Raw genomic sequence first — 16,693 nt, 5'->3', positions numbered from 1 at the left:
ATAGAGGAAGATTATGAACAGTCCTATGTTTTCTCGCACTACTACTCAAGAGAGTGCTCTACAAACCAACAAAGTACTGCGTAATACATATGCACTACTTTCTATGACTCTACTATGGTCAGCTCTTGTGGCTGGCGTGTCTATGGCATTTAACCTACCGCGTCCAGGTATCATCCTGATGTTGGTTGGTTTCTACGGTCTATTATTCCTGACTGAGAAAAACCGCAACAACAGCATGGGCCTAGTGTTTACATTCCTATTCACAGGCTTCTTGGGTTACACCATTGGTCCAATTCTAAACATGTACATCGGCGCTGGTATGGGCGACGTTGTTCTAACAGCACTAGGCGGTACCGCTCTGTCATTCATGGCAGCTTCTGCTTACGCTCTAACAACTAAGCGCGACCTATCTATGATGGGCGGCCTTATGTTGTCACTATTTGTCGTTCTAGTTGTAGGTATGATTGCGAGCATCTTCATCCAATCAACTATTCTGCATCTAGCACTTAGCAGCTTGTTCATTGTGTTCTCTACCATGGCAATTCTGATGACTACTCAAGGCATCATCCGTGGCGGCGAAACAAACTACATCTCTGCAACGATTACGCTATACGTTTCAATCTACAACATCTTCATCAGCCTACTAAGCATCCTAGGCATCATGAACGACGACTAATTCGTTAGATTGAATTAAAACTCAAAAGCCCGAAGTTCTACTTCGGGCTTTTTTATATCCCTCGCCTTTTGCATTATCTCTATCTGCCTCTTTCTATTTGCATCCCCTCAAGAGATGTTACACCCAAAATCAAACAATAAATATAAAACTATATGCATATTTTGAGTTTTATACTATCGTTGGTTACGGCAACTATCTTATAAAATACAACACAAAAGGAAGAATCAACGTCATGAGATTATCGGCACCAGATAGGCATGAAAGCCGGAGTGATTGGGGCGGCGCTGCTTTGGGACATTCGGCTTATTCTATTTACCAAGCATTACTCAAAGATCAGGCTCACTTTCAAGGGCAAAACATGAAGTACCTTCAGGTTATCAACGACATTAGAGAGTTATATCATCGTGCAACGTTGAGAACGGAAGGTGGCTCTATCGTGTTTAAAGGCGGTCATGTTGAAGTTGAAGATAACAAGATGTTTTATCGCTATTGGCGCTCTATTTTACAACAAGGCCAGGCTCGCGGTGGCTCTAGAACTGGGAAGTCATCCCACCAAAGTGATGACGAACAATTTGAAATCTTATTCCCTAACCGTTGGGGAAATGTACTATTTGGTACAAGAAACGGTGGTACGTGGTTCCAAACTGAAGCGTATGGATTCACCGAATCTGCAAAAACATGGAACGGTATGAAAGACACTATTGGACACGCGAGTACAACAGTCCAATATTATGGTTCTTTTAAAACCAGACAAGTGGGCACGGCTGGCTACTCAAAATATACCGAAGCGTCGCCACTACACTTGATTGCTAACCTAGTTCCTGATGAACCGACATAAACTTAAAAGAGGCTGACGCTAACGGAACACTTGGCGTCAGCCATTCAAATGAAAGAATATTCATGCAAAAACTAAAATGCTCACCCCGAGAATTTTCTAACAAGATGAATAAATTTACATTTTTGTGAATAATCAAAGTAATCAACCTCTTCTACCGTCACTTTCTTTATCTGGTATTAATTGTGTAAATTTACTTCGCTCAGAAGCCTTCAAAGATTCTTTTGTTGAGTCTAAGCTTCGCTCTACGCTACCCTATACGTATCAATGGTTACTTAGCGGAAACAAAGCTATGTTCGTTTACAACGGCAAAGAAATTGAAACCGACGCTCAAGGCTACCTACTTGACCACACTCAGTGGGAAGAAGGCATGATTGAGCTTCTAGCAAAAGATGAAGAGATCGAACTTACCGATGCGCACTTAGAAGTGGTTCACTTCGTACGTGACTTTTATGAGGAGTTCAACACCTCACCTGCGGTAAGAATGCTTGTGAAAGCGATGGAAAAGGCGCACGGCCCTGAGAAAGGTAACAGCAAGTACCTGTTCAAACTGTTTAAGAAAGGCCCAGCGAAACAGGCAACCAAATTGGCAGGCCTTCCTAAACCAGCGAAATGTTTGTAAGGCTCTGGTTTAAAAATACCACTTACAAAATGAAAGCTTATAAAGCTATAAGATCTTAAATCCGCGGAAAGGTTTGTAAGACACACTTTCCTGAGTGACACTGTCCACACTCGCTGTCCGCGGACCTTCCTCCAACCACGTCGAAAACGCGGCAATCTGCTCTTCTGTGCCGCAGGCAATCACTTCAACATCTCCGTTGTTTAGGTTCTTCGCATAGCCCGTCAAACCGAGCTTCAATCCTTGATGCGATGTGTGGTATCGAAATCCTACCCCTTGTACGTGACCTACTATCAGAAACTTCTCACACTTTAGTACCATCCGTATACCGCTCCCTATATTTGAGTGATATATTAATTGCGTCTATTTACCCCACTAAGGATAGTGGGTTTTTATATGGTTATAATAATTATGAAAGAAATTCCCTTCCGTTGGATTGATAAGTATCTCATCCATTTAAAAATTCAAGAAAAGTTCTATTTACTCTTCTTCCTTCCTCTTCTTGCATTGGTCATTCTCACTTTAGTCCTGAATAATGCCGCAGACGCCATGATTTCTGGCTTGTATCAGGAAGAATTGATGCTAATGAAGGGGCTTATCGAGGCTGGCAACCTTTCGCAATCTCAAGTTGCAAACCTTATTGCTGGCTCAGAGACAATTACCCTTGGTACTGGTCCCGACTCTGTTTCTGTATTGAATGGCGCATTTAGCCTAGTTGCAAACCATGAGCAGTCTTTATGGACCGCACTTTCTACAGCGCAAGTCAGTATTATTCTTGTGACTCTGTTCATTATCGCGATTGGTGTTTACTACATCATGACTTTCATCGGTGGTGCGATGTTTACGATGAACAAAGCGCTCAACACGCTGGCAGATGGTGATCTAACAGCGCGTATGAATTTCTTCCGTGTTCGTGATGAGTTCAGCGAAATCGCGATTACTATCGACAAAGTAGCGGATCGCGAACAAAAGATGGTTCAGTCGATTCAAGAATCCGTAGCGCTGATGCAGCAAATCAGCTCTGACCTTAACCTTTCGATTCACAACAGCTCTGAGATCTCAAATACTCAACAAGAGCACCTTAACTCACTGGCAAGTGCGACAGAACAGATGGCTTCCACGATTCGTGAAGTGGCAACGCTGGCTCATGACTCAAGCACACAAACTGATGATGCTCGCAGCGTCGCGCAATCAGGTCAGGTGAAAGTGGAAAACACCCTTCACTCTATCTCGAACCTTTCTACTGAGATCCAATCGGCATCTCAAGCGGTTGAAGAGCTAGATGCAAACGCAGCGCAGATTGATGAAGTGGTCACAACCATCAACGGTATCTCTGAGCAAACTAACCTACTCGCCTTGAACGCTGCAATTGAAGCGGCTCGTGCAGGCGAACAAGGTCGTGGCTTTGCGGTTGTTGCTGATGAAGTCCGTGCTCTTGCAGGCCGCACTCAACAAGCGACAGTTGAGATTCAAGCAATGATTGAAGCGCTACAACGTAACAGCCAATCACTGACTAAACTGATGGAAGTCACGGTTCACAATGCGAACGAAGGCCAAACTCTGATGGCTGAAGTGAACCACGAAATCGGCTCACTAGCAGACAAGAACCAAACTATCTCAGACAGCAGCATTCAAATTGCGACAGCAGCTGAGGAGCAAGGTGTCGTGGCAGACAATATCGCATCAAGCGTTGAAGAGATCCGTATACAAGCAAACAATGTATGTACGATGATCAGCACAACGTCGCAAAACGTCGAGCAGCTTCGAACTCAAAGTGACACCATGGAGTCGCTACTGACTGGCTTGAAAGCTTAATCGCTTAAACGAATAACTAGGGTCACTTCGGTGGCCCTTTTTTGTATCTGGAAAACCCACCCGTTATTCCACTCATCAGTTTATAATTAAAGCCTCTACAAATGATTGGATTGTCGATGGATATTGCTTTTGCGGGCAACATCCCGGACAATACGCCCCTTTCAAAATTCAACAAGAGCTAAAGAAATGACAGCTGCTATCTATTTGGTTAAAGGTCGTGAGAAATCGGTTAAGCGTAAGCACCCTTGGATCTTCTCTCGAGGCATCAGTAAAGTTGAGGGCGAACCTGCTCTTGGCGAAACCGTTGATGTATTCACTCACGACGGAAAATGGCTAGCTAAAGCGGCATATTCTCCAGCTTCTCAAATTCGTGCTCGCATCTGGAGTTTTGACAAAGAAGAAATCAACAAAGCCTTCTTCGTTAAACGTTTCAACAACGCTCAGCTTCTTCGTGAAGACATCATCGAGCGCGATGGCCTAACGGGCTACCGTCTTATCGCAGCAGAGTCTGATGGTATGCCTGGCGTTACTATCGACCGTTACCAAAACTTCTTTGTGTGCCAGCTTCTAAGTGCGGGCGCAGAATACAACAAGCAAGCGATTGTTGATGCTTTGGTTGAGTGCTTCCCAGACTGCAACGTTTACGAGCGTTCAGACGTCGCAGTACGTAAGAAAGAAGGTTTGAAAGAAACCACTGGCGTACTGCACGGTGAAGAGCCACCAAAATCAGTGGTGATTGAAGAGAACAGCGTAAAAATCAGCGTAGACATCGTTGGTGGTCATAAAACGGGTTTCTACCTAGACCAACGTGACAGCCGCCAACAAGCGATGAAGTACGTGAAAGACAAAGAAGTTCTGAACTGTTTCTCTTACACCGGCGGTTTTGGTCTGTATGCACTAAAAGGCGGCGCAAAACGCGTTATCAACGCAGACGTATCACAACCTGCTCTAGACACAGCGAAGTTCAACGCAGAGCTGAACGAGTTTGATATCTCGAAAAAACGCGCTGTGTTCCTAAACGCAGATGTTTTCAAACTACTACGCGAATACCGTGACCAAGGTACGAAGTTCGATGTTGTGATCATGGACCCACCGAAGTTCGCAGAAAGTAAAGCTCAACTAAACGGTGCATGTCGTGGCTACAAAGACATCAACATGTTGGCGATGCAAATTCTAAACCCGGGTGGCACGCTGCTGACCTACTCTTGCTCAGGCTTAATGGACCAAGTTCTGTTCCAAAAAATCATTGCTGACGCCGCAGTAGATGCAAACCGCCAAGTTAAGTTTGTAGAGCGTTTTGAACAAGCAGCCGATCACCCAACGGATACGGCTTACCCAGAAGGTTTCTATCTGAAAGGGTTTGCGTGTAAGGTTCTATAGTCGGGCTTAGTCATAGCCAACGAAAAAGAATTGAAGCAAAGAAAAAGGGCCTGTTGGCCCTTTTTTGTTATGAATCTAAATTAACTTTTGTGAGAGCCGATAAGACATCTCTTTCAAAGTCCATATTTCCGATGATCAAATCGCTAAACTCGGAAGCTCCTTTTTCAATGACGATCGTTTGGATGGAGTTACCCTCGTTGTGGGTGATTTCAAGCGATAGATCTTCGCCGTCAACATTTAGGTCAATACTATTGAGCAGCTCTTCAATGGTGTTATGCCCTGCATCTTCGACAACTTGGTTTAGATCGAGAATGTCGAGGTCTCGTTCAAAGCCACGTACCAAGTCCGTGCCGGAATCTAGTGAGTCATTAACCCATCTAAATATGTCCGCTTCGTTGTCATTACCAATTAAAATGTCATGGCTTACATCCACTTCCGCTTCAATGATGTTCGCCGCACCACCGCTCGCCGCGTTTACACCACCATTTTCGTCAATCACAAACTGAAGTGTATTTTCAGATTGGTCACCATCGTTATCGGTCAGTACGTAATCGAAGTCTAACGTTTCTACTGTGTCACCTACCGCACCATAGAAGGCATATGCGCCATCATTCAAATCGACTTCTAACGTGTGCTTACTGTCGATGTAGATAGTGAGCAACATCGTGATATCGTCAAACGCATGTGAGATGTCGTTGTTGTTGTCTACAACCGTCAGGTCTGTACCATCAAATGAATAAGTGACACCGTCATGTTCTATTTCGCTGATGTAACCACCATCTGCACCAATACCTGCATCTGGTGATGTGGTGTACATGAGGTTACCACCAACAGGTTGAATCACGGACTGCAACATTACTGGAGGCAGCTGAGTTACGTCAGGCACGACTACACCATCAAGGTCTTGGTTCAAGAAACCATCGTAAGCAACACGGTCTAACTGATCAGGCATCAGGTTCACGCCCATACCATAAGCCAGCGCTGTGATCTGATTATCAGAATCGGTCAAGTGATCTATCCAACTGTTCTCACGAGCATCGTTGATGAATGATGAGGCTGGGTTTGGTTGACCATCAGATAAGAAGTAGCTCACGTTTGATGCACTAGGTAATTTACCCGCATCATCCCAAGAGTCCTTCGCTTCATTAATTGCGCGATTGTAGTTAGTTGCACCGCCAGCAGTAAGCGTATCAATGTACGCTTTCGCTTCATCTACGGTTAACCATGTTGCCCCAGCAATAGCGTACGTTGTTGCCGAACCACTGTATTTGATGATTTGAACCCGAGTTTGGCCAATCGATTCGTACTGATTTAATAACTGAGTTGCCGAGTCCTTCATTATTTGAAGGCGATTACCCGTGCGCATCGAGCCTGAAACATCCATGATCAATTGAACGTTAGCGCTCTCTTTTGTTTCCGCGACCACATCATGAACAATGGATGTCGAATCAGGTGAATCATCTTCAATAACAACATTTGCTACCGCAGAGTTCGTCAACCCAAGAGCATTCGAAACAACGACAGGAACCTCAATGTTTAAAGAGTCCTCGCCAGACGTATCTGAATGCTCTATTGGACCAAGAAGTTCAGTAGAGATTGCCCCCGTATCATTAACCGAGATCTTAATGACCTCTTCTCCATCCGTTGAACCAACAAGCAATTGGTCATTGTTGGACAAGGCCCATGTGATTGCCTCACCGTTACTGGTTAGGTTCGCAGTTGGGACATTCAGTGCGACCGAGTCAACCGTTTGACCAAGTGTTAACTGAACCATATCTAACGTTGAATCTGTGGTGTCCATAAAACCATTCAGCGCGAAGTCATCGGCAATGGCATTACCCAAACCCTCTTCAGAAACATTAAGCGTGACGCCTTCAACAATCGGAGGCGCATATGGATTAACCGCAAAGCTCCCCGCTTTACTGTCACCATCGTTATCGGTAATCGTGTAACTGAAGTCGATATCACCATCACCACTTGGAGAGGTCAAAGGTACGTACTGGAAGAATTCCCACTTCCCGGTGCTTGGCGTTAATTGAACTTCAAACGCCAGCTCGCCGTTCGCTTCACCGACTAATCTGTTTGGGTTTTGAGGATCAATCGCGACACTGATAGCCTCGCCATCAAGCGTTTCTAGACCACTCTCTGCACCATTAAGAACGATACTTCCTGGGCCATCAGCGCCATAGAGTGCTCCTAAATTCCCCTCTGCTGTTGCAATTGGAATGACGGAATCAGCCCCAGTAAAGGTGATAGATTTGACGGTAAAGTCACTGTTGTCTGCAGTGTTTGGCCCATTCCCATTACCTGTGGCTTCAAGAATAACCTTATCAAAACCACCCTGTTGAACACTGAAGTTAGCCGCATAATCACCGCTTGCCGCATCAGAGTTAAAGGCTTGCTGTGCGATCAAAACACCATCGCGATAGAAAGAAGCAAGACCTTCTTCTAACTCACCACCAAACATTTTCTCGAATTCGATTTCAGCACCAAAGGCAATCTTATCGCCCAAGTCGATGATCAACTGCTCTGAGACACCGGTATCATTGGCAAAACGATAATCCACCTCATTAGCAAGCGGATAACCGTTATTACCGACACTTTTCACACCAATACCTGATGAAGTTTGATTAATCTCTGCGGCGCCAAGATCGGTAGACTCATTAGACAAAAATCCCAAGGCAGTCACTTCGACATCTCCGAAAGTTCGGCTGAATGCATCGGATTCATTACCCACAAAACTAATATTGCCAGTGAGAATTTCCGGTATATCTGCCAGCGACACATCTACGGCTTGAGAAGACGTTGGAACATGTGGACAGTCATCCTCGACAACCACGTTCATACTTTGGGAGCTCGTGGTTTGACCATCACTCACTGAGATCTGCAAATCAAAGTCGATCAAATCTTCGACGTCATTAACTGGGTGATCGAGTGGCTCTAAGAGTGTGATGGTGTAACCCCATGTTCCTTGCCCTGCCGCATTTGGTTCTGTCAACACGACTGTTGCTACACTCGCAATACTTGCCGTCGATGCGGTGAGTGTTTGAGTATTGGCGTTCCAAGACCAAGTAACAGGTTCACCTCCAGATGCCAGTCCATTGGGGCCGGAAAGTACAAGACTGAGGTTTGTCGTATCAGGGTCACTGACTGTGAATGAGCCAACAAAGCTCGCTGAGTTCGTGGAATCTGAAGGAGTTCCCATAGTATCGGCGATACCATCAGGTAACCCTTCTTCAGAAACAATCGCATCAACCACATTGCCGATGGCCGGAGGCGCGTCGTTATCTAAAATCGTACCAGTACCTTGCACTGACGTATTTTGGGTAGAGGTTGCCCCAGCAAGCGTGAAGGTTTCGGAACTCTCAAAGACAGTATCATCGATGGTGTTTACAGTAACGCTATAAGACGTGTCGTTCGCAGGAACAGTAACATCAAATGTGCCATCCGGATTTACTGCTACAACTTGCGTTGAGTTATCCGCATAGGTGATAGTCACTGACGTATCAGTGTAATCCACACCACCATCTGCTGTGCCATCAGCGAGTGTCATGCTCACAACTGTGTCGGTCGTGCTTGGATTGCTAAGGGTGACATCTAATGTGGCTAGATCACCTTCATTGACTGTCGCACTGCTAATTGAAGCAACAACTGGACGGTCATCATCTGGCTCAGGCCCCGGACCACTACCGTCATCGACAATAGTACCTGTGCCTTGTGCTGGAGTATTTTGAGTCGATGTTGCGCCGGACAATGTGAAGGTCTCAGGACCTTCGAACACATTGTCATCGGTGGTGTTTACAGTAACGCTGTAAGTTGTATCATTCGCAGGCACGATAACGTCAAAAGTACCGTCTGGATTTACAGCCACAACTTGGGTTGAGTTATCTGCATAAGTGATCGTCACAGAGGTGTCTGTGTAGTCCACACCACCATCTGCTGTGCCATCAGCAAGCGTCATACTCACAACAGTTTCTGTCGTGCTCGGATTGCTCAGAGTAACGTCTAATGTCGCTAGGTCACCTTCATTAACTGTCGCGCTGCTAATTGCAGCAACAACTGGGCGATCATCATCTGGATTTGGTCCTGGGCCACTACCGTCATCAACAATGGTACCTGTACCTTGGGCAGGAATATTCTGAGTTGAAGTGGAACCTGACAATGTGAAGGTTTCAGGGCCTTCGAAAACATCGTCATCGGTCGTACTAACGGTGACGCTGTAATTGGTGTCATTCGCAGGCACAGTCACATCGAATGTGCCATCCGGATTTACTGCAACCACTTGGGTTGAGTTATCTGCATAGGTGATGGTCACTGACGTATCAGTGTAGTCCACGCCACCGTCGGCAGTACCATCAGCGAGTGTCATGCTCACAACTGTGTCGGTCGTGCTTGGATTGCTAAGGGTGACATCTAATGTGGCTAGATCACCTTCATTGACTGTCGCGCTGCTAATTGAAGCAACAACTGGACGGTCATCATCTGGCTCAGGCCCCGGACCACTACCGTCATCGACAATAGTACCTGTGCCTTGTGCTGGAGTATTTTGAGTCGATGTTGCGCCGGACAATGTGAAGGTCTCAAGACCTTCGAAGACATCGTCATTAGTAGTATTCACAGTAACGCTATAAGTCGTGTCATTCGCAGGAACAGTTACGTCAAATGTGCCATCCGGATTTACAGCCACAACTTGGGTTGAGTTATCTGCATAAGTGATCGTCACAGAGGTGTCTGTGTAGTCCACACCACCATCTGCTGTGCCATCAGCAAGCGTCATGCTTACAACTGTATCTGTCGCACTTGGGTTACTTAACGTGACATCTAATGTGGCAGGATCTCCTTCATTGACTGTCGCGTTGCTAATTGAAGCAACAACTGGACGGTCATCATCTGGATCAGGACCTGAGCCAGTACCATCATCAACTATCGTACCTGTACCTTGGGCAGGAGTATTTTGAGTTGACGTAGAACCTGATAATGTGAAGGTTTCAGGCCCCTCGAACACATCGTCGCTGGTAGTGTTTACGGTAACGCTGTAAGTCGTGTCATTTGCAGGTACGGTAACGTCAAAAGTACCATCTGGATTCACAGCCACGACTTGCGTTGAATTGTCCGAGTAAGTGATGGTGACTGAGGTGTCGGTGTAATCCACGCCACCGTCAGCAGTGCCATCAGCGAGTGTCATGCTCACAACTGTGTCCGTCGTACTCGGATTGCTCATGGTGACATCTAATGTGGCTGGCTCACCTTCATTGACTGTCGCGTTGCTAATTGATGCAACTACTGGACGGTCATCATCTGGCTCAGGGCCCGGGCCACTGCCATCATCAACAATCGTACCCGTGCCTTGCGCCGGAGTGTTTTGAGTTGATGTAGAGCCTGACAATGTGAAGGTTTCAGGCCCCTCGAAGACATCGTCATCGGTAGTATTCACAGTAACGCTATAAGTCGTGTCATTCGCAGGAACAGTTACGTCAAATGTGCCATCCGGATTTACAGCCACAACTTGGGTTGAGTTATCTGCATAAGTGATCGTCACAGAGGTGTCTGTGTAGTCCACACCACCATCTGCTGTGCCATCAGCAAGCGTCATGCTTACAACTGTATCTGTCGCACTTGGGTTACTTAACGTGACATCTAATGTGGCAGGATCTCCTTCATTGACTGTCGCGTTGCTAATTGAAGCAACAACTGGACGGTCATCATCTGGATCAGGACCTGAGCCAGTACCATCATCAACTATCGTACCTGTACCTTGGGCAGGAGTATTTTGAGTTGACGTAGAACCTGATAATGTGAAGGTTTCAGGCCCCTCGAACACATCGTCGCTGGTAGTGTTTACGGTAACGCTGTAAGTCGTGTCATTTGCAGGTACGGTAACGTCAAAAGTACCATCCGGATTTACTGCGACCACTTGGGTTGAGTTATCTGCATAAGTGATAGTCACAGAGGTGTCAGTGTAATCCACACCTCCATCAGCTGTTCCATCAGAAAGCGTCATACTCACAACAGTGTCTGTCGTACTCGGATTGCTCAACGTGACATCTAATGTGGCAGGCTCACCTTCGTTCACGGTTGCATCTGTGATTGAAGCGACGGTTGGGCGATCATCATCTGGCTCAGGCCCCAGACCACTGCCATCATCAACAATGATACCAGTGCCCTGTGTTGGAGTATTTTGAATCGATGTTGCGCCGGACAATGTGAAGGTCTCAGGACCTTCGAAGACATCGTCATCGGTCGTACTAACGGTGACGCTGTAGGTTGTGTCATTCGCAGGGACGTTCACATCAAATGTGCCATCCGGATTTACTGCTACCACTTGGGTTGAGTTATCTGCATAAGTGATAGTCACAGAGGTGTCAGTGTAGTCCACGCCGCCGTCGGCAGTACCATCCGAAAGAGTCATGCTCACAACTGTATCGGTCGTGCTTGGATTGCTCAAGGTGACATCTAATGTGGCAGGATCACCTTCATTGACTGTCGCGCTGCTAATTGCAGCAACCACTGGACGGTCATCATCTGGGTCAGGCCCCGGACCACTGCCATCATCAACAATCGTACCTGTGCCTTGCGCCGGAGTATTTTGAGTCGATGTTGCGCCAGACAATGTGAAGGTTTCAGGCCCCTCGAACACATTGTCATTGTTAGTATTCACCGTAACGCTGTAAGAGGTGTCGTTTGCAGGAACAGTCACATCAAATGTGCCATCCGGATTTACAGCCACCACTTGGGTTGAGTTATCCGCATAAGTAATGATGACTGAGGTGTCGGTGTAATCCACACCACCGTCAGCAGTGCCATCAGCAAGTGTCATACTCACAACAGTATTAGTCGTGCTTGGATTGCTTAACGTGACATCTAATGTGGCAGGATCACCTTCATTGACTGTTGCGTTGCTAATTGAAGCAACCACTGGACGGTCGTCATCTTGCTCAGGCCCCGGGCCGCTACCATCATCAACAATCGTGCCTGTGCCTTGTACCGGAGTATTTTGAGTCGATGTTGCGCCGGACAATGTGAAGGTCTCAGGACCTTCGAACACATTGTCATCGGTGGTGTTCACAGTAACGCTGTAAGTTGTATCGTTCGCTGGTACGGTCACATCAAACGTACCATCTGGGCTCACAGCCACCACTTGCGTTGAATTGTCCCCATAAGTAATAGTTACAAAGGTCTCAGTGTAATCAATGCCACCATCTGCTGTGCCATCAGCAAGCGTCATACTCACAACCGTATCGGTCGTACTTGGATTGCTTAGTGTGACATCTAATGTCGCAGGATCACCTTCATTGACTGTCGCGCTGCTAATTGCAGCAACAACTGGACGGTCGTCATCTGGATCTGGGCCCGGACCGCTACCATCATCAACAATGGTACCCGTGCCTTGTGCTGGTGTGCTTTGTGTCGATGTTGTACCAGTCACGGTGAAAGTCTCCGCACCTTCCAAAATATCGTCGTTGAAGGTATCGACCGTAACACTGAAAGTCGTTGTATTTTCGGGTACATTTACCTCAAATGTACCGTCCGGATTCAGTAACACGACTTCGCTGGTATTATCTGAAAACGTGATCGTGACGGTCGTGTCCGAAAAATCCACACCACTTGTCGCAGTATCACCTGCAAGTTGCATGGTGACTACAGTGCTCGTTGTACTCGGGTTACTGAGATTTACGACGAGCGTAGCCGCCTCGCCCTCATTTACTGTTGTATTCGTAATAGATGCAACATTAGGTCGATCATCGTCTGGATTTTGCCCAGGACCATCACCATCATCGCTTATGGTTGCTGTTCCTTCTGCGGGCTCTTCTTGAGTAGGTGTACTTGCAGTGAGCGTAAACGTTTCATCCCCTTCAAGTATTTCATCATTGTTCGTTACGACCGTGACAGAAAAGTCAGTATCATTTGCAGGAGCCATCACTGTGAAAGAGCCGTCCTCTGCAACACTTACAGATTGCGACGTACCGTCTGAGAAGGTAACCAAAACAGATGTGTTATCGAAGTCACTCCCTCCTGTTGCACTGCCGTCGGCAAGTGTAAGAGTGACAGACGTTTCAGATTCACTTTGATTGCTTAAGACGACCTCAAAAACCGCAGGCTCTCCCTCATTAACGGTGACATCTGAGATAGAAAGCACAGTAGGACGATCATCATCAGGATTCTCTCCCGGACCATCCCCATCATCGCTGATGGTTGCTGTGCCAGTTACGGGATCTTGTTGATTTGGCGTTGAACCACTGAGAGTGAAAGTTTCATCACCTTCTAAAAGTTCATCATTAAACGTTTGTACAGTGACAGTAAAAGTGGTCGTCTCGCTTGGTACAACAATAATGAAATCACCATTCTCGTCGACGCTCACTTGCTGCTCTGAACCATCTTCAAAAGTAATCGTCACGATGTTATTGAGGAAGTCAACGCCACTGTCTTCTTGGCCACCTGACGCACTGCCATCATCCAAAGAAAACACTAACTCGGTCTCGTCGCTTGTTGGCGCATCAAGAGTGACGTCAAAGTTTACGTCTTCACCTTCGTTCACCGTTGGGCTAGATATGTCTTGGATAATGACGTCAGCAATTTGACTCGGTTGTGAGAAAAAGCCTCCGAAATAGAGTTCTAGCAAGGACAAAATTTGTGTTTCAGATAGACCTAGAGATTCAAGACCGATAGTTTCAAAGTCTGTCGCAGCAAGGCGTTCAGCCCCCGTCCGGTCTATAACGCCTGTCGCTTGAGGGCTAGAACCGTCACTTTCACCTGCAGCTGGTTCAAACTCTTCCCCTAATTGCGTTGGGTCATCACCCTGCTCGATGGCTTCAAAGACGCTCGCGACATCCTCTGTGATGTTGACTGGTTCCGAGTTTTCTTGAGAAACGACCTGTATGCTAGGCTCCGAACTCGCTGATAACTCGTTAATTACTACTTCACCCTGAGCTGGGGTTTCGCCCTGTCCCAACTCTCTTAAGTTACCATCCAATCCAATAACTACGATCTGGCCCATTAATGAGCGCAAGGTTGCATTATCCATAAATACCTCGACTCGAACGCTGCAGCGTCAAAAGTTTGTCACCCCTTCATTTACGACTATAGTTTAGTCAAAATAAACGTATTTATTGCTTGGGTTTTCGGCATTGCGGGTGTGCATTTCCTAGGGGCGGGAAATTGACATCACTTCAAGATGACAACTCTAAAAATTGCTATGATCTTAAAAAATCAGACATTTTTTTCAGCATAATCATTCGAAACATAAGCAAACTTTGTCATATATGCTACGGTGTTATAAGGGGTCAAACTGAGGATTTACCTCAAAAGCCTAGGGATAACAGCAAGTTGAACCTTTGCGTTCAAAATCGCTGTTTAATGTCGACAAGTCTCAATTTTGAGAGCGACAAAATTGAATGGATTTATCTGGGAGAACCGCCGTGAAGTGGAGCCGACTAAGTATAGCGTGCTGCAGTAGCCTAATAGTGTCATTCCCTATTTTCGGCCAAACTTTGGAACAGGCTGTGGCTTTAACGCTTAAAACGAACCCTGATTTGAAAGCGGCATTTAACGAATTTACCAGTAGTCGTTATGTGAACGAGTCTTCATCAGGTGCTTATTTACCACAAATCGACTTAGACGCTGGCATCGGGTATGAAGGCATTGACCCTGCCGACAGTGTAGGCCGTGGAGACACAGACTTAACTCGTAAAGAAGCAGCGGTAACCTTGACACAGTTGATATGGGATGGCTCTGCTACTCTCAATGACATCGACCGAACGGCAGCGGATGCTGAGTCATTGCGCTATCAACTGCTTGCCGATGCATCAGACAAAGCGCTTGAAGTCACCAACGTCTATCTAGAAGCCGTGAAAGCATATGAGATACTCACGTTGTCAGAGAACAACCTTGCGGTTCACAAACGCATCTACTCTGACATCAAAAAGCGTGTGAATTCTGGTATCGGTTCAACCGCCGACCTAACGCAGGTAGAAGCTCGTCTTGCAAAAGCGCATGGCAATTTAGCGGCGGCACAAAACAACCTCTATGATACCCACACTCAGTTTACTCGCCTTGTGGGACAGACACCTCAAGGGCTGATCTTCCCTCGCGCGGATTCTAGTTTTATCCCATATACAGTAGATGAAGCCGTCGGTGTTGCATTTGATCAGCATCCAGTCATCAAGGTAGCTGTGGCTGATGTTGACTCCGCTAAGTTTCAATACAAACAGTCCAAAGGGGTCAACTATCCCACCCTTTCTGTCGAAGCTTCGCAGACATGGCGTGACGATGCTGATGGAATCGAAGGACGCAGCGACGAAACTCTCGCAATGCTTAGACTAAGGTACAACCTTTACAACGGCGGGAGCGACGCAGCGAACTCAGAAAACTTTGCTTATCAACTGAATAAAGCCAAAGATTTGCGCTCTTCTGCATATAAAAACGTTGAAGAAGGTTTAAGACTCTCTTGGAGTGCGTTGGATCTGACACTGCAACAAAAAGAGTTCCTTTCTGACCACGTGGATTCAGCAGCTCAAACCGTTATCGCTTATGAAAAGCAATACCGCATTGGTAAACGAACCCTACTTGATTTGCTCAACACTGAAAATGAGTTGTTCGAAGCTCGTAAGGATTATTTGGACGCCAAGTACGCAGAACAATACGCAAAATATCGCGTGATGAATGCGACTGGACAACTGCTTAACTCTTTGCGAGTCGATATTCCGCAAGAGTGGCTAGAGAAAGTGGAGTATTAATATGAAAGTAATACCTATTTTTTTCATGGCTTGCCTAATTTCAGCGTGCAGTTCGAATTCCAATACCGAAACCGGTGATGAGTACGAGTACATTGAAACCCCGACTTCAGATCAAATTGCTGATTTGCTGGACGATGACCGTGATGGCGTAATTAATGCGCGAGATTTGTGCCCTGGAACACCACAGGGTTCAGAGATTGATAATGATGGCTGTGGTGAGTATCTAAAAACATCGCAAGAAATGCAGATTCGAGTATTGTTTGCTAATGACTCGGATGAGATCAACCCTGTTTTCACTCAGCAACTTAGCGAACTCTCTGAGTTCTTGGAAGAGTACCCGAGTACTTCAATTGAACTTCAAGGTTACGCAAGTCGAACTGGTACTGCCGAACACAACTTAGATTTGTCTAAACGTCGCGCTGAAAATGTACGACGCGTGTTGCTACAAAACGGCATTAGTCCAAATCGTGTCACCATTGTTGGTTACGGCGACACCGTGCTCGCATCAACCGGTACCGATGAAACAAGCCATGCGTTAAACCGCCGAGTAACCGCAACAGTTGTGGGTTATAAAGGCGAAGTTAAACAAGAATGGACGATTTTCACAACCCTACCTAAGAGTTAGTTGTCTTGTT

The 16,693-nt window shown here is 46.3% G+C and carries 9 protein-coding genes; 7 read left to right on the top strand and 2 right to left on the bottom strand.

The annotated features are described in order from the left end of the window. The first annotated feature begins 13 nt into the window (after nt 1-13). From ACLIIY_RS06685 to ACLIIY_RS06675, 3 genes are all read left to right on the top strand, one after another. Entirely contained in the window at nt 14-676 is a 663-nt protein-coding gene (locus ACLIIY_RS06685; protein ID WP_005443944.1) for a Bax inhibitor-1/YccA family protein, read from the top strand. A gap of 232 nt (nt 677-908) precedes the next feature. Further along, nucleotides 909-1,514 carry a hypothetical protein gene (locus ACLIIY_RS06680; RefSeq protein ID WP_061008605.1) on the top strand — a complete coding sequence of 202 codons (606 nt, stop codon included), beginning with the start codon at nt 909-911 and terminating at the stop codon, nt 1,512-1,514. 289 nt (nt 1,515-1,803) lie between these two features. After that, nucleotides 1,804-2,133: a TusE/DsrC/DsvC family sulfur relay protein gene (locus ACLIIY_RS06675; RefSeq protein WP_005443942.1), complete on the top strand. Its 330-nt coding sequence runs from the start codon at nt 1,804-1,806 to the stop codon at nt 2,131-2,133. 45 nt (nt 2,134-2,178) lie between these two features. On the opposite strand, the gene yccX is transcribed toward ACLIIY_RS06675, so the two are convergent. Then, on the bottom strand, nt 2,179-2,451 hold the full coding sequence (gene yccX, locus ACLIIY_RS06670; protein WP_434528369.1) for an acylphosphatase: 273 nt from the start codon (nt 2,449-2,451) through the stop codon (nt 2,179-2,181). A 90-nt stretch (nt 2,452-2,541) separates the two neighbouring features. Here yccX and ACLIIY_RS06665 point away from each other — a divergent pair, with 90 nt between their 5' ends. After that, complete coding sequence (locus ACLIIY_RS06665) at nt 2,542-3,945, top strand: methyl-accepting chemotaxis protein (RefSeq protein WP_434528368.1); 1,404 nt, start codon at nt 2,542-2,544, stop codon at nt 3,943-3,945. Nucleotides 3,946-4,131: 186 nt separating this feature from the next. Continuing rightward, nucleotides 4,132-5,325, top strand: coding sequence for a class I SAM-dependent methyltransferase (locus tag ACLIIY_RS06660; RefSeq protein ID WP_434528367.1), 1,194 nt, complete (start codon nt 4,132-4,134; stop codon nt 5,323-5,325). 67 nt (nt 5,326-5,392) lie between these two features. On the opposite strand, the gene ACLIIY_RS06655 is transcribed toward ACLIIY_RS06660, so the two are convergent. Then, a complete protein-coding gene (locus ACLIIY_RS06655) occupies nt 5,393-14,347 on the bottom strand; it encodes a Calx-beta domain-containing protein (RefSeq protein ID WP_434528366.1) in 8,955 nt (2,984 codons plus the stop codon). Nucleotides 14,348-14,717: 370 nt separating this feature from the next. Here ACLIIY_RS06655 and ACLIIY_RS06650 point away from each other — a divergent pair, with 370 nt between their 5' ends. Together ACLIIY_RS06650 and ACLIIY_RS06645 are read left to right on the top strand one after the other, a co-directional pair. Beyond that, the gene (locus tag ACLIIY_RS06650) at nt 14,718-16,058 is read left to right on the top strand and encodes a TolC family outer membrane protein (RefSeq protein WP_434528365.1); all 1,341 of its coding nucleotides are present in this window, start codon (nt 14,718-14,720) and stop codon (nt 16,056-16,058) included. A gap of 1 nt (nt 16,059) precedes the next feature. Then, nucleotides 16,060-16,683 (top strand): OmpA family protein, encoded by a 624-nt coding sequence (locus tag ACLIIY_RS06645; protein ID WP_409585555.1) that lies wholly within the window; start codon nt 16,060-16,062, stop codon nt 16,681-16,683. Nucleotides 16,684-16,693: the final 10 nt, after the last annotated feature.

The sequence above is a fragment of the Vibrio sp. K4 genome, assembly GCF_051122595.1.
In the GTDB taxonomy this organism is placed as follows: Bacteria; Pseudomonadota; Gammaproteobacteria; order Enterobacterales; family Vibrionaceae; genus Vibrio; species Vibrio owensii.
The sequence above is the reverse complement of the archived record's forward strand: the minus strand, read 5'-3'. Positions and strand labels throughout refer to the sequence as shown.